Origin of the sequence: Amphritea sp. 1_MG-2023, from assembly GCF_030547545.1 — a bacterium.
GTDB lineage: Bacteria > Pseudomonadota > Gammaproteobacteria > Pseudomonadales > Balneatricaceae > Amphritea.
Genome location: NZ_JAUOQE010000017.1, coordinates 48,940 through 70,321 on the forward strand (window position 1 = coordinate 48,940; position 21,382 = coordinate 70,321).

The following is a 21,382-nucleotide window of genomic DNA, read 5'->3' on the forward strand; positions in this document are numbered from 1 at the left end:
CATCCTTTTTTTGTTGATGTCTGTTTTGAGTTTTTTTATTTCTAACCTGTTGTTAGTGAAAACATCGGATGAGCTGGATAATCTAGAACAAGGGATTAATTCGCTCTCCAGCCAATATGAGATGACCTTAGGCACGCAAGAGCTGCAAAAAGGTCAGCTCGATCAGCTGTCATCAACGCTACAAGAACTTAAAGTCGAGCGGGATAAGTTACAGGCAGAAAACCTGCGTATCGGTGAACTCAACGAAACTTTGGATGCCAGCCTGTTTGGTCTTGAAGATCTGCTAGGCTTACCGCCTTCCAAGGATATGACCTCAAATCGTGCCGATGCCCTGACGGTGATGACCAATCAACGGCTGTTTTTTCTCAGCGTGTTACCCAATGGTGAGCCGATTGATGGTCTACGTATCAATGATTCATATGGTATGCGGATGCATCCGATCCTGAAGAAAAGGATCAAGCATAACGGTATTGATTTTAAAGCGAATATTGGTACTCCAGTTTATGCGACCGCTGACGGCGCGGTGGAATATGCGGGCACGCATAAGTCGAGTGGTTTTGGTAAGCTGATAATTCTACAGCATGCGTTAGGGTTCAAAACTTATTATGCGCATCTCAGCGATGTCAAAATTAAAAGCGGCACCTTTGTCAGCAAGGGGCAGTTAATCGGCTTGAGTGGTAATACCGGTCGATCAACCGGTCCGCATCTACATTATGAGGTGCGTCACCTGTTTCGACCGATCGATCCGAAGCCCTTTATGGCGTGGAATATAAGTAATTTCGATTCACTGTTTTCAGAAGTAAAAGGTATAAAATGGGCTTCTTTACGAAAAATGTACCCACTAAATCAGGTGCTGCAAACGGCTCAGCAATAACGATTATTGCTGAAGGCAATAAATTTAGCGGTGATATGAGTATCATCGGCCGCATGCATATCGATGGCACATTTGAGGGTAATGTGTCATCGCTGGATAACATCTCCATCGGTAAAAATGGTCATGTTAATGGCGTGGTTAAAGCGAACCATATTACCGTGTGCGGTTTACTCGAAGGCGAGATTATATGTGATGAACTCGAAATTGATCGCGGCGGCAAAGTGGTTGCAACGGTGATAAGTAAAGTGATGGCGATTCATCCGGAAGGCAATTTCATCGGTGAACGCCGCATGAAAGAGGTCGGTGTGTTGGAACATGTGCCACGGGTTGAATCGGGTGTTGAAGCGATCGATTCTCTGCCAGATAAAGTGACTCTCAATACGACTAAGGATAACGTCTAAACCATGTGTGAATTGTTGGGGATGAGTGCCAATGTGCCGACCGATATCTGTTTCAGCTTCAGTGGCTTGATGCAGCGGGGGGGTGAAACCGGTCCGCATAAAGATGGTTGGGGTATCGCTTTTTATGAAGGTAAAGGGTTGCGGGTCTTTCATGATCCGGCGCCTAGCTGTCAATCAGAGATCGCACAACTCATTAAGCAGCATCCCATCAAGAGTAAAACGGTGATTAGCCATATTCGCCAAGCGAATGTCGGCAGTATCTGTTTGGAAAATACCCACCCCTTTACGCGTGAATTGTGGGGCTATAGCTGGACGTTTGCTCATAACGGTCAGCTAGATCAACGCTTATTTGATCTGCCGTTGGATTTTTATCATCCAGTGGGTAGCACCGATAGTGAATATGCCTTCTGCTGGTTACTCGGGCAAGTACGGCAACGTTTCCCCGAGCGGCCCAGTGACTTTTCTCAAGTTATTGAATTTATTCATTGTTGTGCTGATCAATTGCGCGAGCTGGGGGTGTTTAATATGTTACTCACCGAGTCAGAATATTTGCTCGCTTATTGTTCCACTAAGCTTTCATGGATCACGCGTCGGGCGCCCTTTGGTCGCGCACGGTTAATGGATGATGAGCTAACGGTCGACTTCTGTGAAGAAACCACCCCTAACGATATCGTCACGGTGATTACCACCGAACCGCTGACCGATAACGAACACTGGCGCAAGCTGCAAACGGGCGAGATGATCGTCTTTCGCGAAGGTGTGCAACAGCCGCTCAGCCGTTGCTTTGGACACGCCTGAATTTAAACCTTTTGTAAACTGAAAATCCCATTGTGACTGCTACCATAAAGCAACTCTATACGCGCTTAGATAACTGTTTGATTGCCGATCGCTTTGCGCTTCGGAAAAAAATTCAGCTACTGCAAAAACGACTCAAAGAACATAAACCCTCTGATCGAATGCAGGATGAAGTTGAGAACGCAGTACAGCGCTCTGAACAGCGTGTTGCCCTACGTGAATATCAGCCAACGATCAGCTACCCTGATCTCCCGGTGAGTGGACGTCGTGAAGAGATCGCTAAAGCGATTGCCGACCATCAAGTGGTGGTGATTGCAGGTGAAACCGGCTCGGGGAAAACCACGCAGATTCCTAAAATCTGTTTAGAGTTAGGTTTAGGTCGTGTCGGCCTCATCGGTCATACACAGCCACGTCGTTTGGCCGCCAGAACCGTGGCTAACCGTATCGCCGAAGAGTTGCACACGGCGTTAGGCAGTACGGTGGGTTATCAGGTGCGTTTCACCGAACAGGTCGCGGATAATACCCTGATTAAGCTGATGACCGATGGCATTCTGTTGGCCGAGACGCAAAACGATCGTTATCTCGAACGTTACGAAGTGTTGATCATCGACGAGGCACATGAGCGCAGCCTGAATATTGATTTTCTGTTGGGCTATCTGCACCGTATTCTGCCGAAGCGTCCCGACCTTAAAGTCATCATTACCTCGGCGACGATCGACCTCGAGCGTTTCTCGAAACACTTTAATGATGCGCCGGTTATCGAAGTGTCAGGCCGTACCTTTCCGGTTGAACTACATTATCGTCCCCTCGAAGAGATGGATGATAACAGTGAAAAAAGTATTCCCGAGGGGATTGTCTGTGCTACGGAAGAGCTGATACAGCTCGAACGTCAAAAAGGCATCACTGGTGCGGGGGATATCTTAGTGTTTCTCAGTGGTGAGCGAGAGATCCGCGAAGCCGCTGAGTATCTGCGTAAAGCAACTCTGCAAGGGCGTCTAAGGCATATCGAAGTGATGCCGCTGTATGCCCGCTTAAGTGTCGCCGAGCAGAATAAAATATTCTCATCGGTGCGTGGGGCAGGGCGACGTATTGTGTTATCGACCAATGTCGCCGAAACCTCACTCACCGTGCCGGGTATTCGCTATGTGATTGATCCAGGCTTGGCACGTATCAGTCGTTATAGCTATCGCTCTAAGGTACAGCGGTTACCGGTAGAGCCGGTATCGCAAGCCAGTGCTAATCAACGTAAGGGACGCTGCGGTCGGGTAGCCGAAGGGATCTGTATTCGTCTCTATGGCGAAGATGATTTTAACGCTCGGCCTGAGTTTACCGATGCTGAAATCCGCCGTACTAACCTTGCCGCCGTTATTTTACAGATGCTTAACCTGCGGCTCGGCGCGATTGATCAGTTTCCGTTTATCGATCCACCGGATTCCCGTTACATTAATGACGGCTTCAATCTGTTACAAGAGCTGGGTGCGGTTAATGATAAGCGTCAGCTGACACCGCTAGGGCGACAACTGAGTCGCTTGCCGGTCGACCCTAAGATCGGTCGAATGTTATTAGCTGCGGCCAAGAATAACTGTCTCAGTGAGATGATTGTCATCGCCAGTGCGCTGAGTGTGCAAGATCCCCGCGAACGACCGATGGAAAAGCAGCAGGCGGCGGATCAGAAGCATCGCGAATATGCCGATGAAGACTCCGATTTCGTTACCCTCATCAATCTATGGAAGCTGTATGAAGAGCAGCGTCAAGCGCTCAGTCAGAATCAACTGAGAAAGTATTGTCAGAAACAGTTTCTCTCCTATATGCGCATGCGTGAGTGGCGCGATGTGCATCGACAATTGCATCTCATTTGTCGCAACCTCGATTATAAAGAGAACGCTCAACCGGCTGGTTATGATGCCTTGCATCAATCCTTGTTGACCGGCTTGCTGGGTAATATGGGCTTTAAGCAGGAAAATAAAGAGTATCTTGGGGCACGTAACCGTCGCTTCACTATTTTTCCCGGCTCGATGCTGTATAAAAAAGCGCCTAAATGGGTGATGGCTGCCGAACTGGTCGAAACCAGTCGCTTATATGCGCGCATGGTCGCGCGAATTGATCCACTCTGGGCTGAATCCCTCGCGGGCCATCTCGTTAAACGTAGCTATTTAGAACCCCACTGGGAGAAGAAAAAAGCACAAGTGGTGGCGCAAGAGCAAGTGACGCTCTATGGCCTGATTATTGTGCCGGGGCGTAGCGTCCATTATGGTCGAATCGATCCCGAGGTGAGTCAGAAGATCTTTATTCGTAGCGCCTTGGTTGAAGGGCAGTTTAGTACGCAAGGAAAATTCTTTAGCCATAATCGCAACTTACTTACCTCTATCGAAGGGCTTGAGGCGAAAACGCGGCGTCGCGATCTGCTGGTGGACGAAGACAGCCTCGATGAGTTTTATACACAGCGCTTACAACAGCATAAGGGTGAGGCTGTGGTTAATGGCGCGGGCTTTGAACGCTGGCGTAACACGGTCGAACAGCAGCACCCTAACATACTCTTTATGCAGGAAGAGGATATTCTGCAACGTTCCGCCGATCATGTGACGCGCACGAGTTATCCCGAACAGTTACTGCTCAACGGAGCGAAGTTAAAGCTCAGTTATCATTTCGAACCCGGTGCCAAGGATGATGGGGTTACGTTGCAAGCACCGCTGGTGTTACTCAATCAGCTTGCGCCGGAACGGCTAGAATGGCTGGTGCCGGGGATGCTCAAAGAGAAGTGTGTGGCGTTATTGAAGGGGCTGCCAAAAGCACTGCGTAAAAACTTTGTGCCGATTCCCGATTATGTCGATGCCTTTATCGAGGCGGCCGTGTTTGCCGAAGGCTCGTTAAATGAAGCGTTAGCGTTACATCTGAAACGCATGACCGGCGTTAGAATCACTCAAGACGATTTCGATGCCGTGACGCTGGATGATCATTATCGAGTGAATATTCGGCTAAAAAATGAACAGGGTAAAGTGGTCACCGAGGGGCGTGATCTGCAACGTTTACAGCAGAATTTTGGCGCGCAGGCACGACAGGCGCTGACTCAAGCACCATCGGAAAGCTGGGGTCGCAAGGGTATCACGACGTGGGATTTTGGTGATCTACCGAAAGCGATTACCCTAAAGCAGGCCGGCGGGCTGGAACTTGAGGTGTATCCCGGTTTGCAGGATGCTGGGCAGAGTGTCGAACTCAAAGTATTTGATGATAGCGCCATGGCTGCCCATCAAACGCGCTTGGGGTTGGCGCGTCTGCTACTGTTACAATTAGGCGAGCAAGTTCGGTTTGTGAAAAATCGTTTACCTAAGTTTCAACAAAGTGCCATCTTGCTGGCCAAGGTACAGCCGCGTCATCAGCTACACGAACAGTGTTTACTCAGTGCGGTGATGGCAACGTTTTTAACGGAGACTGACGATATTCGCACACAGCAAGCGTTTGATGATTGCCTCAATCGTTATCGTAGCGAGTTTTGTCAGCAGGCGGAGCAGCAAGCCGAACGCCTAGCGGATATCGCCACACAGTTTCATGCGATTCAAAAACAGCTGTCGGGGTCGGTTAACTTGCAAGCGATCACGATTCTGAATGATATGCGTCAACAGTTGGATGCCTTGGTGTGTAAAGATTTTCAGATTTCGGTGCCGACTGAGCAGTTACAAGCCTATCCGCGTTTTCTCAAAGGTATTGTGCAGCGGTTAGAAAAATATCAACGCGAACTACCGCGACAACGGTTGCTGAGTGAGCAGCTACAACAATTTACGCGGCAGTATCATGCGCAAGCCGATCTCGATCGTCAGCATAAACGTTATAATGAAGCGCTTGAACATTATCGTTGGATGCTCGAAGAGTATCGTATCTCATTATTTGCGCAGCAGTTAGGCACACGCACCACGGTGTCTGAAAAGCGCTTAAAGCAGCTGTGGCAACAACTGGGATAACGTTTTAAGTCATAAACGGGCGAGACAACCTTCGCTGATGGTCTAGCAGTGCGGGCTTTAATAACGGCTGCCGAGTGGATCGGTATCAGAGGTCGTTATCACTGAATAAAAGCAGCTAAATGCCTTAAATACTTGCGAAAATACTCGGTCTAAAGTATTGCGAATACCGCATTGCTATGCTGTAATACGTGCAATTTATTTTTAAGTGGTGCTGTTGAGTCGGTCTGATAGTTTATTTATGCTTTGTTGGCTGTCGCCATTGCGGAGTCTACAGTAGATAAACCTAACCGCTGGCTTGATTAAAAGAGACAAACTGAGTGAGTAACGCTCGTTAAGTATCTCGTTGAATTAAGCCAGTGCTTCCGTTGATCAATGCCGATATTAATAGCTGATTGACGGGTTAACCTGTAAAATTAGTTTTGTAGCGCATATAATGTCAGAAATTATTTCTTTAATTGATTGAAATAATTCTCAATTATAGTATTTTTCTTGTTAGCCGCGCGTAGTTGATGACGCAAGGCGATAAGAAATTATAAAGTTTGACTTAAAGTTAGGCTAAAAAGTTCGACTTAAAGGTTTGACAATAAAGGTTTGACAATAAAGGTTCGACTTAAAGGTTTGACTATAAAAGCTGAACTTAAAGTTTCGACAAAAAGTTTAACTACTAGTACGTTAAATATTGAAGGGGAAATGTTAATGAAAAAGTCTCTGATCGCTCTGGCTGTTGCCGGTGCTCTGACGGCTCCAATGGTTGCTCAAGCTGATGCTACTCTGTACGGCTCTTTGCGTGTTCAAGCTACTGATGCTGATGGTGCAGATCTGCATATCGGCGATAACACGTCACGTATCGGTATCAAGGCAACTTCTGAACTGTACTCTGGTGTGACTGCCATCGCACACTTCGAAACTTACGTTAGCACTGAAACCGGTTCTTTAGATTCTACTTATGTAGATGTAAATGATTCTGATGCTGTAAAATCTAAAGGTCGTTTGGCTTATGTTGGTGCTACCGGTGATTTCGGTACTGTAACCGTTGGTCGTCAGTGGATCCCAGCTTACCTGTGGACCGTTGCTAAAACCGATATCATGGCGGCTGCTAACACTGAAACAACTCACAACTATGGCACTGGCGCACGTCAGGGTAACACTGCTGCATACGTGACTCCATCTTTTGGTGGTTTCCAAGCAGCGGCTGCAATCGTAGCACGTAACAGTAATGGTGTTGATGCTCAGGATACTGACGATAACGTTGATGCGACTCACCTTGCTGCTCAATACAACATGGGCAACTTCGCTGTAGCTCTGTCTACATTGCAGTACAAAGGTACTGTTGATGAAAACATCAACTCTTTGGGCCTAAGCTACAGTGCTGGTGATGTTTACGTAGGTTTGTCTGTTGAAGACGACGAAGTTAACCGTACCGGTGATGACTCAATCGTTGTTCTGGCGGGTTCTTACACTATGGGTAACACTACACTGCTGGGTTCTTACACTGATTTCCGTGATGATGTTGCTGGTGCTGATCAAGGCAAGCGCTATATCGCTGAAGTTCAGCAGAAGCTGGGTAAGCAAGCATTCGTATTTGCTAACTACATCGAAGCTAGTAGCGATGCTGAAACAGCTGGAGAAGCTACAGACACCTTCGCTATCGGTTATAACGTAAGCTTCTAATCTTTTAACGAGATAAAGCTTAAGAAAAGGGTCCCTTCGGGGCCCTTTTTGTTTATCTGATTTTTGTCTATTGCTGTTGTCTATGACGACTGTATAGCGTAGAGGAAATCATCCCCATATTTAAAGGGGGTTATTTCCTGTTCGCATTTTTACGGGGCCTGATGCACAATAGCGCTTATATACCGCTTTCAGTTAGGGATGCTGCCCATGTCAGTTGTTACACGTCACTTGTTTACCGCTTCTTTCACGCTGCTATTATCGCTGTCATTGCCGGCTGTTGCGCAGTCAACGGTGGAATCTCAGTCATCGTTTGACGAGTATGATGTTAATGCCGACGTTGATCCGTGGGAGGGGTTTAACCGTTCGATGTTCGGCTTTAATGATGCCCTCGATCGTTATGCGCTGAAACCTGTTGCTCGGGGCTATAAAGCGATTACCCCCAATATACTCGAAGCCGGTATCGGCAATTTTTTCAGTAATTTGGGTGATGTTGGCAGCCTAGTGAATAACCTGTTGCAGTTGAAGGGTGAGGCTGCGGGGCAGGATTTAGGTCGAGTGGTTTTTAATACCACGGTGGGGTTGGTCGGCTTAATCGATGTCGCAACGCCGATGGGCTTGCCCGAGCATAATGAAGACTTTGGTCAGACGCTAGGTTATTGGGGGGTAAAAACCGGCCCTTATTTGGTGTTGCCGTTTCTAGGGCCTTCAAATGTGCGTGACGGTATCGGCCTAATACCCGATTCGATGCTTGATCCTGTTGGCGAGATCGACCCGATTCCGACCCGGAATCAGCTATATACGCTACGGGTTATCGACACGCGGATGAAGCTATTAGGCGCCGAGCAGCTGCTCAGTGGCGATCGTTATACCGCCATGCGTGATGCTTACCTGCAACGTCGAGAGTTCTTGGTGAATGATGGTCAGATTGTCAGCTTCGATGATGATCAATTCTAATTAAACCAACCTCGATGTTTGTCTATATCGCCGCTAGAGGCAGGCTCCTACTGTAGAGGGTGTGCACATGCCCCTTGGGTGCCTTACGCCGAGGTCGGCGTTAAACTAACTCATCGGCACGAGGGCGTGCCTCGCTACCGATGGTGGTTTTTAAAGTTGGCTGAGTAGTTGCTCTAGCTTCACTTGATCGGCGGCGAAGTTACGAATGCCTTCAGCCAGTTTCTCGGTTGCCATCGGATCTTCATTCATGGCCCAGCGGAAAGCCTGTTCGCTGTTTTCAAGTTTGGCTTCACTGCAGCGTGGATCGTTGGCGAATAGCTTCTGATCCAATGGTAGTTTGGTGTCCGCTAATTCGGCGATCAGCGCTGGGCTAATAGTGAGTCGATCACAGCCAGCGAGTTGACGAATCTCTTCACTATTACGGAAGCTAGCGCCCATTACCACTGTAGTGTAACCATGCTGCTTGTAATAGTTGTAGATGCGACTAACGGAGATAACGCCAGGATCTTTTGCACCGCTAAAGTCGGTGTCTGCGGGATTATTGGCTTTATGCCAATCGAGAATACGGCCGACAAAGGGGGAGATGAGAAAGACACCGGCATCGGCGCAGGCAATCGCTTGAGCGAAGCCGAAGAGTAATGTGAGGTTACAGTTAATCCCCGCTTGTTCCAGTTGACGGGCGGCTTCTATACCTTCCCAAGTGGCGGCGATTTTAATCAGTACACGATCGTTACTGATACCGGCTTCGTTATACAGACCGATTAGTTTTTTCGCTTTAGCTATCGTTGCCTGAGTATCGAATGACAGTCTTGCATCGACTTCTGTCGAGATACGACCGGGGATTAACGTGAGAATTTCACAGCCAACTAACACCGCTAGTTTATCTGTCATATTCGCCAGTTGCTCAGCCTCATTACCGCCTTGACTTAACGCCCAGCTTTTCGCTTGTTCGAGATAGGGGCGATAGGCCGGATCTTGACTCGCTTTTAGCAGCAAAGAGGGGTTGGTGGTTGCATCAACCGGTCTGGCATCTTTGATGGCATTAATATCGCCGCTATCGGCGACAATGGTGGTTACTTTTTTAAGCTGATCGAGCTGGCTTTCCATGTTTTTATTTTCCTTAAGGCTTGTTAGCAAGTCTTTTAAGTCAATCTTTAACGTAAGTCTGTTGAGTTAGGCTTTTAAGTCAATCTTTAACGTAAGTCTTTTAAGTCAATCTTTTGAGTCAGTATCGTTTGTCAGGCTTTTAAAGCGTCGCGACTTTCTCGACTGCGCGTTTCAATACATCAACATCGGCACCCGCCTTATGAGCGTTTTCACTCAGATAGCGGCGGAACTGACGGCCACCAGGCTGAGCGTGAAACAGCCCGAGCAGGTGACGGGTAATATGGCCGAGATAACAGCCTTGTTTGAGTTCGGCTTCAATATAGGGATACATCTGCTCGATAATTTGCAGTCGCGTGGGTAATGCGGCATCGGGCTGATAAAGAGTATCCACTTCTGCCATCATATAGGGGTTATGATAGGCTTCACGACCGATCATGACGCCATCGACCTGTTGCAGATGTGCTCGAGTTTCGTCCAATGTCTTGATACCGCCGTTGATAAGTATTTCCAAGTGTGGAAAAGCTTGTTTGATACGGTAAACCCACTCATAGTTGAGGGGCGGTATGTGCCGATTTTCTTTTGGACTCAAGCCTTGCAGAATCGCTTTTCTGGCATGAATGATAAAGGTTTTACAGCCAGATTGACTCACGGTGGCGACGAACTGATGCAGTTCTTCATAGCTATCCATCGCATCGATGCCCAGCCGATGTTTAACGGTGACGGGGATGGCGACACGTGATTGCATGGCGGTTAAGCACTCGGCCACCAATTCAGGGTGAGCCATCAAGCACGCGCCGATCATATTGTTCTGTACGCGATCGCTAGGGCAGCCAACATTGAGATTGACTTCATTATAACCGGCGTCTTCGGCCATGCGGCTGCAGAGGGCGAGTTCTTCGGCATTGCTGCCACCCAGTTGAAGTGCGAGAGGGTGTTCGGCGTCGTTATGGCGAAGAAAGCGTGCTTGATCGCCATGAATCAATGCACCGGTGGTGACCATCTCGGTATACAGCACGGCATGTTGACTGATGAGTCGGTGGAAATAGCGACAGTGGCGGTCTGTCCACTCCATCATAGGGGCAACACTGAATGTCCGCTTAAGCGGTCGGGTTTGATTATCTGCGGTCATATATAGGAACGGCCTGAATTAATGCTCAGCGTTTGGATATTTCCCGCATTAGACCGCTCAGGTCTAGCCCCTGCAGCTCAGCGAGTTTTTGTATATCGTTTTGGGTGCGAGGGGGTAACTTGCTGGCGGCTTTAATCGCCTGCTTTTTTTCGGCAGCCTTTTGTTTAAGTTTATCCAGCAGACTGTTTAATTGTTCTAAATTGAGAAGGCTTAGCTTCTCATCTACTTCATTATTCAGCATTTGATAATATAACTTTCCTGAGAGAAACGATTTATCCTTACGGCTCTGCAATGACTGCAGATTATCAATACATCCTTGGCAGACCTCGCAACCGGTTTTCAGAGGTTGTTGCTGATAGATCCTTAGCGAACAGATCTGAAAAGAATCTCTAAAGGTATCTCTGATAGGGTCGTGCGGAGAGGTTTCATTAACTATAGCATTCAAATGGCTTATGGTTAAACTGATATTGCGGTGATTTTCTTTTTCGGGCTGTTTTTTGATTTTTTCATCTCCTCAAGCGCTGGTGATTGCGATTAGCGAGACGCACCTTCCCTTGACCATATTGCTGATCGTTAACGCTTTTTACATCTTGATGACATCACTGTATCGATCATAGTATGGTTTTTATTTTCATGTTTTAATGCTTGGCTTCGTTAATCAGCAGTAGCTATGTCGATGTATCAGGTTAAACGGACCGGAATTAAACGTTTTTATTTTGCCGCTAAATATTCACTGCAAGGGATTAAAGCGGCTTGGATCGAAGAGCCCGCATTTCGTTACGAGGCCGTGGCGGCGGTTGTCTTATTGCCTGCCGCTTGTTGGCTGGCCGAATCGGGGATGCAACTAGCGCTGTTATTAGCCTGCTGTTTTTTAGTCTTGGCGTTTGAAATTGTCAATTCAGCCATTGAGGCGGTAGTTGATCGCTGGGGGCCGGATTATCATGAATTAGCCGGGCGCGCTAAAGATATGGGGTCTGCCGCGGTCTTTCTGATGCTCAATATGACGTGGGTGGTGTGGGCCGCAGTCGCCTGGGATAATGGCTATCTGGATATAATTAAATCATGGTTTTGATATCAACGACTAATGCGCGATTAAAACCTTGGTTAAACGCACGCCTAACCCTCTCATTTTAAAGGTCTCATTTTAAAGGTTCCATTTTAAAGGTTCCATTTTAAAAGCTTGGGGCCAACCCACTTGTAAAGCTTACTTAAGCATCGCTCTTATTTCCGGCAAACAAGAGCCACAGTTACTTCCGCATTTTAGCTGAGTGGCCAGTTTGTCGGTGCTGTTAGCACCTTCTGTGATCGCTCGACGAATGGCGTTTTCGCCCACCTCAAAGCAACTGCAAATAATCGCGCCACTATCATCTTGGTTCTGTATCGGCTTGCCCGCTAATAATGCCATTCGTTGCGCGGCGGTTTCAATCGGTTGATCAAACTGTTTACTCAGCCACTGACGGCTAGGCAGTGAGCCAGTGGAGGCGAAAAACAGATGCTTAGGCCGCTGTTGCTGAAAGCTGATCAAACGATAAGTCGAGGCTGTCTTTAGTTCAATGCGATCGGCACTGGGGTCAAGCAAGGGCCCCATTAATGTCTCTAGCCACGCGGCCCCGTCAACGGGTTGTAAGCCTGTCAGCTCATAACGAAACCCATGAGTCAGCGGGATTTTGCACCAGTATTCACAAGGCAGTGTTGTGAATGCGTGTGTAGTAATCAGCACGGCTTGCCAGCGGCTTACAACTTTACTTATCTGGACGGGACAATGTTTCGCTTCAGGTTGACCGGATAGGGGGTCTTTAATGGTGTTGAATAAGCTATCGACTCTGGCTTCAGAAGTAAATTGTGCGGTCCAGTGAATCGGCATAAACACCGAGCCTGTTGGTTGATCCGCCGATAGTTTGGCTTTAATGAGGCAGCGTCCCTGAGTGCTGCGAACCTCGACGAGATCGTGTGCTGCGATACCATAGCGCTGAGCATCTTGTGGCGATAGTTCGACATAGGGCTGATCGATATGGTTGAGTAAACGGCTGGCTTTCGCGGTACGTGTCATGGTGTGCCATTGATCGCGAATTCGACCGGTGTTGAGCACTAAGGGGTAATCCTCAGAGGTTTGATTCAGCGGCGCTTGCGGCGTAATCGGCAGTATTCGGGCGCGGCCTGAGGGGGTATTGAATCGGCCATCGGTGAATAAGCGTGCTGGGCTTTGATGTTGCCCCTTTAGGATAGGCCATCGCGTGGGCTGTAATTGCTGATACTCGGTGGCGGATAAGTTAGCGAGCCCGGCAATATTGAAAAAGCGCTGTCCCTTATTTTGATAGCCTGACAGCTTAGCGTGCTCGGCAAAGATCTCTGCCGGTGAGGTAAATGCAAACCCCTCAGCAAAGCCCATCGCCTGTGCTACGGCACAGATAATCTGCCAATCGTGACGGCTATTACCGGCGGGCGATAAAAAGCTTTGCTGACGCGAAATAACGCGTTCTGAATTGGTCACTGTGCCGTCTTTTTCCGCCCAACCGGTGGCTGGTAGCAATACATTGGCACAGTCGGTGGTGTCGGTTTTTTCGATACAGTCGGATACCACCACCAGTTCGCATTGCGTTAACGCTGCACGAATAGCGTCGGCATCCGGCATACTGACGACGGGGTTAGTGCCGATAATCCAGATCGCTTTGATGTTACCTTCACTGACGGCCTGAAACATATCGACCGCTTTGAGTCCTTCAGTACGCGCCATCTGTGGGGCTTGCCAAAAACGCTGTACTAATTCGATATTGGCGGGATCGCTAAAATCCATATGAGCGGCTAACTGGTTGGCTAAACCGCCGACTTCTCGACCACCCATCGCATTGGGTTGGCCGGTAATGGAGAAGGGCGTGGCTCCCGGTTTGCCTATTTTCCCCGTGGCTAGATGACAGTTGATAATCGCATTACCTTTATCAACGCCGGAGGATGATTGATTGATCCCCTGAGAAAACAGCGTCACGGTTTTATCGGTGTTGCTAAACCACTGATACAGCCGCAGTAGATCGTGTTCATCGATATGACATAGCTGCGCCGTTTGTGACAGGCTTGGGGTATGTGCGTTTGCTGCCGCAAGGGCGGCCTCAAAGCCTTCGGTATGCTGTGCGATAAAGTCGCTGTTGAGGGATTGATGTTCGGCTAAATAACTGAGTAAGCCGGTAAATAGATAACCATCGCTACCGGGTTTAAGGGCTAGGTGTAGATCGGCCATATCGCAGGTAGCGGTGCGACGGGGATCGATAACCACGACTTTCATCGCCGGGCGTTGTTTCTTGGCCGCTAGAATGCGCTGATAAATCACCGGATGAGCCCAAGCGGTATTGGAGCCAACCAGTATCAGTAGGTCAGCGAGTTCGAGGTCTTCGTAACAGCCTGGCACGAGATCGGCACCAAACGCCCGTTTATGCGCCGCCACCGCAGATGACATACACAGGCGCGAATTCGTGTCGACATTAGCCGAGCCAATAAAACCTTTCATTAATTTATTGGCGACGTAATAGTCTTCAGTGAGAATCTGTCCAGAGAGATACAGCGCCACGGAATCTGGGCCGTGTGTTTCAATGATCTGACGAAATCCCTGCGCCACATGTTCGATGGCTGCATCCCAGCTCGCGGTTTGGCCGTTGATCTGAGGTTCTAGCAAGCGTCCTTCAAGCCCCGTGGTTTCGTGTAGTGCCGCACCCTTCACGCAGAGGCGACCTTCATTAGCAGGATGTGATGAATCACCGCTAACCGCAATCAATTGATTGGCACTGACGGTTGCCTTGAGACCACAGCCAACGCCGCAATAGGGGCAGGTGGTTTTTACCTGACAGGTTTCCGGGTTGGCTGTATGGGTCATGGGCTAGGCTTCCTGTGTGACTGAGATATCAATATGTCTAAAGTGAGGTTAAAACAGCACTTCAACTTGACCCTTTTCGATACGGGCAGGCCAAGCTTGTATCAGAGTGTTTTCATCCTCTAGACAGCGGCCTGTTTTAAGGCAGAAGTGCTGTTTATACACCGGTGAGGCGACAAACAGTTGATCATCCTTAGAGCCAACTAATCCCCGTGACAGGACGTTAGCTTGGCTGAAGGGGTCGTGGTTAGACACCGCGAACACGGCCTGTTGTTTTTTGATATAGAACAGGGCTACTTGGGTGTCTTGGATCAGTGCACAGATGCCAGAATCAGCCACTAAATCGGTTTGATTACAGACGGCAGTCCAGTTGGGCGTTGTCATGATAATATCCTCTTGTTTAGCTAACCAGCTTGATCGGTTCGGCCTTCAGGGTGCTTTTTTCGCTGGCTGTCGCTGGGCGAATCTGTTGGCGCTCTTCGACAAAAACGACATTGTTGTCCGGCGCATCGGAGTTAACAAAATGACGGAAGCGTTTCAGTGCTTCAGGGTTTTCGAGGGTCGTTTTCCACTCGCACTGATAGGTCGATACGACTTGCGCCATCTGCTGTTCTAGCTCATCACCTAAGCTCAAGCTGTCGTTGATGACAACGTCTCGTAGATAGTCCAATCCGCCTTCCATATTCTCCATCCATACGGAGGTACGCTGCAGGCGATCAGCCGTTTTGATATAGAACATCAGAATGCGATCGATATAAGTGATGAGGGTGTCACGATCGAGATCGGTGGCAAACAGATCTCCATGTCGAGGTTTCATGCCGCCGTTACCACAGACGTAAAGGTTCCAGCCTTTTTCGGTAGCGATAATGCCGATATCTTTACTCTGTGCTTCGGCGCACTCTCGAGTGCAGCCAGACACTGCAAACTTTATTTTGTGCGGTGCCCGCAGGCCTTTGTAACGATTCTCAAGATCGATGGCGAGCCCAGCGCTATCATCAACGCCAAAGCGACACCAGGTGCTACCGACACACGATTTAACGGTACGCAGTGATTTGCCATAGGCGTGGCCGGTTTCAAAGCCCGCCTCAATGAGAATCTTCCAGATCTCAGGTAACTGTTCTAAACGTGCACCGAACAGATCAACCCGTTGGCCACCGGTGATTTTGCTGTAAAGGTTATACTGTTTAGCGACTTGCCCGAGAACAATGAGTTTATCAGCGGTGATCTCGCCGCCGGCCACTCGAGGCACCACCGAATAGGTACCGTCTTTTTGCATATTGGCCATAAACGTATCGTTAGTATCTTGCAGGCTGACGTTTTGTTCGGTGAGGATATAATCGTTCCAGCAAGAGGCCAGTATGCTGCCGGCCGCAGGGCGACAGATTTCGCAACCATGACCCTGACCATGTTTATCGAGTAACTCATCAAAGCTACGAATCTCTTCGATACGCACGATGTTGTAGAGGTCTTGACGGCTATAGGGGAAATGTTCGCAGAGATCACGGTTAACATCGATACCCATCGCTTCGAGTTCATGATTCACTAGATCGGTTAAGAGGGCAGAGCATCCACCGCAACCGGTCGCCGCTTTGGTGCTGCCTTTAACATCCGCAAGGCTACAACAACCGCTATCGAGCGCTGCTCGGACATCGGCTTTGCTGACATCATGACAGGAACAAATCTGTGCAGTTTCTGGCAGTGCCGCGACCCCGAGTCCAGTTTGTTCATCATCACCACGGTTAGGCAGAATCAGGGTGTCAGGATATTCTGGCAGATGAATGCCGTTGAGCATATATTGCAATAATGTGCCGTAGTTTTCCGCTTCGCCCACCAGAATAGCGCCGAGTAATAATTTGCCATCCTCAGAGACGACTAGCTTTTTATAAACCGCTTCACGTTCATCCACGAAGGTATAGTTGCGTGCACCGGGCGTGCGGCCATGAGCATCACCAATACTGGCAACATCAACCCCCATTAATTTCAGCTTGGTGCTCATGTCTGCGCCGGTGAACGTGTCGCTACCGCCGGTGAGGTGAGAGACGGCGACCTTAGCCATCTGATTGCCAGGCGCGACTAAACCGAAAATCTGCTGATTCCAGAGGGCACATTCGCCGATGGCGTAGATTGATGGGTCTGAGGTTTGACAGTGATTATTGATGACGATGCCGCCACGCTCACCAACCTCAAGATCGCTTTGACGGGCCAGTTCATCCCGTGGGCGAATACCCGCCGAAAACAGGATAAGATCGGTTTCCAATACCTCGCCGTCGGCAAAATTCATTTTGTGTACACACTGCTCGCCATCATCGATCAGCTGAGTATTCTTTTCCGTATGCACACTGACATCCAGTGCTTCGATCTTCTGTCGTAGCAGCGCACCACCGCCATCATCCAACTGCACCGCCATCAAACGTGGAGCAAATTCAACCACATGGGTTTTTAGGCCGAGATCGGTGAGTGCCTTGGCCGCTTCTAGCCCTAGGAGTCCGCCGCCCACCACGGTGCCCACGGTGGCATTTTTGGCTGCCGCGGCAATCGCTTCCAGATCATCGATGGTGCGATAAACCAAGCACTGCGGTCGATCATGGCCCGGTACGGGTGGCACAAAGGGGTACGAGCCGGTTGCCAAGACTAATTTGTCGTAGCTGAGTGTTTGACCTTTATCGGTGGTAATCGATTGTGCATCTCGATTGATAGCGATAACGGTTTCATTGATGAGCACATTCAGCCCCCAGCGACGATAGAGATCGGCATTGCCCATCGCGAGGTCTGCTTCGCTAGCGCCAGAAAAGTAAGCACTCAAATGAACCCGATCGTAGGCGAGCCGGCTTTCTTCACAGAAAACGGTGATCTCAAAATGTGCGAGCTGATCTTGATCAGCTAAGCTCTGTAAGAATTGATGGCCAACCATACCGTTGCCCGCTATGACCAGTTTTGTTTTATTCATGAGATCGCTCCTGTTGCTAAGCTTAATTCAGAGGGGGAAGTGTGCACTTCGGTCGTACTGTCCGAGGTTGATTCGGTGATGGCTGCGCTATCGCAGTAGCGTCGACCGAAAATCATGTCGGGGGCCAGATGTTGTACTTTTTGTTGTGACTGAATGAGTTCGAAATACCAGTTGCCGTCGTTGACGGCACCAAACAGCACCGCGCCTGTCAGGCGTTGTTGACGGAAAATGAGCTTACGATAAATGCCGTTAGCGGGGTCTTGATAGGTGACCGACTCGTTATCGGGGCTAGTCAGAAATTCGCCAGCAGAAAATAGGTCGATGCCTGATACTTTGAGTTTGGTGGCGCAGGGCTGTACGCGAAAGCGCTTGGTTGATAGACGGCATAAGCGGTCGGCGAGTACGGCGGCTTGATCCCACAGCGGCGCGACGAGTCCGAAGGTGTGTTCACCAAACTGAGTGCATTCTCCCAGTGCATAGATATGCGGATCGGAGCTCTGCAGCTGATCATCGATCAGAATACCGCGATCGCATTTAAGCCCGCAGGCCTTCGCCAGTGCGTGATTAGGGGTGACGCCTATAGCAATGACTGCCAATTCGGTATTCAGTTGAGTGCCATCTTTTAAACGGATCTGCCGTAAGGCTGCTGTCTGTGAATTGGTGTGCTGATCTGACGTCGGCTGCGATTGACTCGTAAACTGGCTGATCTCAGCGTTGAGTTTGAATTGAATGCCGCGAGATTCCAGTGAGTGTTGCAGGAGTTTGCCCGCGCTCGGATCGAGTTGACGGTTAAGTAACCACTCGCCACGATGAATAACGGTGACCGCCAGCCCTTGTTGGCGTAAACCCCAGGCGGCTTCGAGTCCGAGCAAGCCGCCGCCGACTACCGTGGCATGCTCTATCTGTGTAACTCGAGCCATAATCCGATCGATATCATCGAGCTTGCGAAAGCTGAGAATACCGTCGAGTTCGCAATCCTGAGCGACGGGCGGCATGACCGGATTGGAGCCGGTTGCGAAGACGAGCGTATCATACCGAAATGTCTGACCGCTCTGACAAGTGAGGGTTTTATTCGCCGCGACGATGTCGACCACAGGATCGCCGCTATGTAAGCTGATATGGTTATCTTGATACCATTGTGGTGAATGAGTGACGATATCGTCCGCGTGCATCTCTCCTGCGAGTACCGGTGAGAGCATAATGCGATTGTAGTTGGCATAACCTTCAGCACCGAAGACGGTGATCCGGTACTGATCCGGATTCCGTTTCAGAATCTCGTCCAGTAAGCGACCACAGGCCATGCCGTTACCAATAATGATGAGATGAGCTTTAGGCATAAAAAAAATCCAAAAAAAAATGGCATTCACCGACCAGTACGAAGTACTAGATGATGAACACCATTGTCCAAAAAATATGAGAAGCCTAAGATAGGCACATTGTATATAGCAGGGAGTGTGCCTGTTTTTTAAATATCGTTGTTTTTCAATTGGTTATTATGTTTTAGGTGTTTTTGTCTGTGTTATTTGTAAATATAGTTGCACTGAGTTAGGGCGAGATGGGTGATGTTCTAGCGGATGTGCACAGTCAAGAGTCTTTGTTGTTAGCGCGTTGCTATGGCGTTTTGCTTAAGCCTGAATAGCGTTCTTGCTGCAGTCGCAAAAGTAGCGATCAAATAAGGCAGAAAACCCGGCAATAGCCGGGTAAAAAAGAACCAACGATGGCGTGTTTAGGCGGCTTGTTCATCCGCGGAGATCGGCTTTTTTGCCGTTTTGACCGCCGTGGTCGTCGCCTCGGTATCAGCTGCATCAGCGGCAACGGATGCTGCAGGCGTTTGCTGACTGATGGGCTTAGCCGTAGGCTCGCCGGGCGTTCTCTGCTTTTCATAGAGGAAGCTTAAAACGGCGGCGCGATAATGGTTATATTGCGGATCATCGGCCAGTTCAAGGCGATGGCGGGGGCGCTCTAAGTTGACCTCGAGTATTTCACCGACGCTGGCGGCGGGGCCATTGGTCATCATCACGATGCGATCGGAGAGGAGTACGGCTTCATCAACATCATGAGTAATCATAATCACGGTGTTATTTAGATCGGCTTGAATCTCCATGAGTGAATCTTGTAAATGGGCGCGGGTGAGGGCGTCCAAAGCACCAAAGGGTTCATCCATCAACATCACCGTTGGCTCCATCGCCAGTGCGCGGGCAATACCGACACGCTGTTTCATGCCGCCGGAAATCTCATCGGGGCGCTTATGCATGGCATGATCCATATGCACTAAATGAAGGTTGTATTCGATCCACTCTTTCATTTCGGCTTTAGATTTGGTGTGTTTAAAAACCTGTTTGACGGCCAGTTCAACATTTTCATAGGCGGTTAGCCATGGCAGCAATGAGTGATTTTGGAACACCACCGCGCGTTCTGGACCGGGTTCGTTAACCTCTCTGCCATCCAGCAAGACACCGCCTTGAGTCGCTTGATATAAACCGGCGACAATGTTGAGAACGGTGGATTTGCCACAGCCTGAATGGCCGATCAAGGAAACAAATTCGCCGCGATCGATCTTCAGGTTAACGTTACTGAGTGCCTTAAAGGGGCCATTAGGCGTTGGAAAATCAATATCAACGCCAGTGAGCTCAAGGTGTTTTTTAGCTGTCATCACTTTTCTCCTTAATGCTGCCTTAGCGCAGTTCGACGGATTTATCCCAAGATACTTTTTTCTGTAGTACCAGCATGACGCGATCGAGCATAAAACCGATTAGACCAATCACTAATACCGCGACCATGATGCGCCCCAGTGAGTTAGAACTACCGTTTTGAAACTCATCCCAGACAAACTTACCCAGCCCTGGGTTTTGTGCCAGCATTTCTGCCGCAATCAAGACCATCCAAGCGATACCGAGGGAAAGACGTAAGCCTGTGAAGATCATCGGAATCGCCGAGGGAATCACAATCTTGATAACATGAGTGAGCCAAGATAAGCGTAGCACTTTGCTGACATTGTTAAGGTCGGCGCTAATCGTCGACACCCCCACCGCGGTATTTAGCAAGGTTGGCCAGAGGCAACACAACGATACGGTAATGAGCGAGGTGACGAAGGATTTAGCAAACATCGGGTCATCACTGACATACATCGCGCTGACCACCATGGTGACGAGCGGTAACCATGCCAGTGGTGAGACCGGCTTGAACAACTGAATCACCGGGTTGAAGGCGCTATACAGGGTTTTATTCAAACCGATGACAATACCGGCCGGAATGGCGATCAATGACGCCGCGAAAAAGCCTGCTAATACTGTCACCAGGCTCGTGCCGATCTGATCGATAAAGGTGGGTTTACCCGTATAGGGGCGTGTTTTGATCACCGCATCGGGGTTTTTCGCTAGCTTTTTAGCATTACGAACATCCTGACGTTGATGAAAAGCCACTTCCTTTTGCCGTTCTCGATTATGTTCGGCTAGCAAGTTGATACTCTGCTCGTAGACTTGTGAGGGGCCGGGAAACTCGCCCAGTGAGGTATGGATATTCTGGGCGGCGATATTCCAAATAAACAGAAACACCAGAATGCCGCTCAATGGCACCAATAGGGCTTTGATTAGCTGAGCAATGCTCAGTTTTTCAGGTAAGCCTAAGGGTTTTAATAGTTTTAGTGCGATGCTACTCATAATCAGTCTCCAACGGGTTGCCCATGGACA

The 21,382-nt window shown here is 49.1% G+C and carries 16 protein-coding genes; 7 read left to right on the forward strand and 9 right to left on the reverse strand.

The features are described from left to right. Positions 1-16: 16 nt before the first annotated feature. From Q4488_RS10615 to Q4488_RS10640, 6 genes are all read left to right on the forward strand, one after another. Positions 17-874, forward strand: coding sequence for a M23 family metallopeptidase (locus tag Q4488_RS10615; protein ID WP_303580469.1), 858 nt, complete (start codon positions 17-19; stop codon positions 872-874). Further along, positions 814-1,275, forward strand: coding sequence for a polymer-forming cytoskeletal protein (locus tag Q4488_RS10620; protein ID WP_303580441.1), 462 nt, complete (start codon positions 814-816; stop codon positions 1,273-1,275). The genes Q4488_RS10615 and Q4488_RS10620 overlap by 61 nt, the downstream gene beginning before the upstream one ends. Positions 1,276-1,278: 3 nt before the next feature. Beyond that, entirely contained in the window at positions 1,279-2,073 is a 795-nt protein-coding gene (locus tag Q4488_RS10625; RefSeq protein WP_303580442.1) for a class II glutamine amidotransferase, read from the forward strand. Between the two features lie 32 nt (positions 2,074-2,105). Next, positions 2,106-6,026, forward strand: a complete 3,921-nt coding sequence (gene hrpA / locus Q4488_RS10630) for an ATP-dependent RNA helicase HrpA (protein WP_303580443.1) — start codon at positions 2,106-2,108, stop codon at positions 6,024-6,026. A 696-nt stretch (positions 6,027-6,722) separates the two neighbouring features. Further along, a complete protein-coding gene (locus Q4488_RS10635; protein WP_303580444.1) occupies positions 6,723-7,697 on the forward strand; it encodes a porin in 975 nt (324 codons plus the stop codon). Between the two features lie 207 nt (positions 7,698-7,904). Further along, positions 7,905-8,651, forward strand: a complete 747-nt coding sequence (locus Q4488_RS10640; protein WP_303580445.1) for a VacJ family lipoprotein — start codon at positions 7,905-7,907, stop codon at positions 8,649-8,651. 150 nt (positions 8,652-8,801) lie between these two features. On the opposite strand, the gene tal is transcribed toward Q4488_RS10640, so the two are convergent. The 3 genes from tal to Q4488_RS10655 all read right to left on the reverse strand — a co-directional run bounded on the left by tal (position 8,802) and on the right by Q4488_RS10655 (position 11,128). After that, complete coding sequence (gene tal, locus Q4488_RS10645) at positions 8,802-9,758, reverse strand: transaldolase (RefSeq protein WP_303580446.1); 957 nt, start codon at positions 9,756-9,758, stop codon at positions 8,802-8,804. Between the two features lie 139 nt (positions 9,759-9,897). Beyond that, complete coding sequence (gene dusA, locus Q4488_RS10650) at positions 9,898-10,887, reverse strand: tRNA dihydrouridine(20/20a) synthase DusA (protein ID WP_303580447.1); 990 nt, start codon at positions 10,885-10,887, stop codon at positions 9,898-9,900. Positions 10,888-10,912: 25 nt separating this feature from the next. Beyond that, on the reverse strand, positions 10,913-11,128 hold the full coding sequence (locus Q4488_RS10655) for a hypothetical protein (RefSeq protein ID WP_303580448.1): 216 nt from the start codon (positions 11,126-11,128) through the stop codon (positions 10,913-10,915). Between the two features lie 429 nt (positions 11,129-11,557). Between Q4488_RS10655 and Q4488_RS10660 the strand changes: the two genes are divergently transcribed. Beyond that, on the forward strand, positions 11,558-11,959 hold the full coding sequence (locus Q4488_RS10660) for a diacylglycerol kinase (protein ID WP_368411571.1): 402 nt from the start codon (positions 11,558-11,560) through the stop codon (positions 11,957-11,959). A gap of 132 nt (positions 11,960-12,091) precedes the next feature. Here the strand turns inward: Q4488_RS10660 and Q4488_RS10665 are convergent, their stop codons facing one another. The 6 genes from Q4488_RS10665 to Q4488_RS10690 form a co-directional block, all read right to left on the reverse strand. Beyond that, positions 12,092-14,749: a nitrate reductase gene (locus tag Q4488_RS10665; protein ID WP_303580449.1), complete on the reverse strand. Its 2,658-nt coding sequence runs from the start codon at positions 14,747-14,749 to the stop codon at positions 12,092-12,094. A gap of 48 nt (positions 14,750-14,797) precedes the next feature. Beyond that, positions 14,798-15,130 carry a nitrite reductase small subunit NirD gene (nirD, locus tag Q4488_RS10670; protein ID WP_303580450.1) on the reverse strand — a complete coding sequence of 111 codons (333 nt, stop codon included), beginning with the start codon at positions 15,128-15,130 and terminating at the stop codon, positions 14,798-14,800. A gap of 16 nt (positions 15,131-15,146) precedes the next feature. Next, on the reverse strand, positions 15,147-17,693 hold the full coding sequence (nirB, locus tag Q4488_RS10675) for a nitrite reductase large subunit NirB (RefSeq protein WP_303580451.1): 2,547 nt from the start codon (positions 17,691-17,693) through the stop codon (positions 15,147-15,149). Beyond that, positions 17,690-19,030: an NAD(P)/FAD-dependent oxidoreductase gene (locus Q4488_RS10680; RefSeq protein ID WP_303580452.1), complete on the reverse strand. Its 1,341-nt coding sequence runs from the start codon at positions 19,028-19,030 to the stop codon at positions 17,690-17,692. The genes nirB and Q4488_RS10680 overlap by 4 nt, the downstream gene beginning before the upstream one ends. Before the next feature lie 389 nt (positions 19,031-19,419). Then, on the reverse strand, positions 19,420-20,346 hold the full coding sequence (locus Q4488_RS10685) for an ABC transporter ATP-binding protein (RefSeq protein ID WP_303580453.1): 927 nt from the start codon (positions 20,344-20,346) through the stop codon (positions 19,420-19,422). Positions 20,347-20,368: 22 nt separating this feature from the next. After that, entirely contained in the window at positions 20,369-21,352 is a 984-nt protein-coding gene (locus Q4488_RS10690; protein ID WP_303580455.1) for an ABC transporter permease, read from the reverse strand. Between the last annotated feature and the right edge of the window lie 30 nt (positions 21,353-21,382).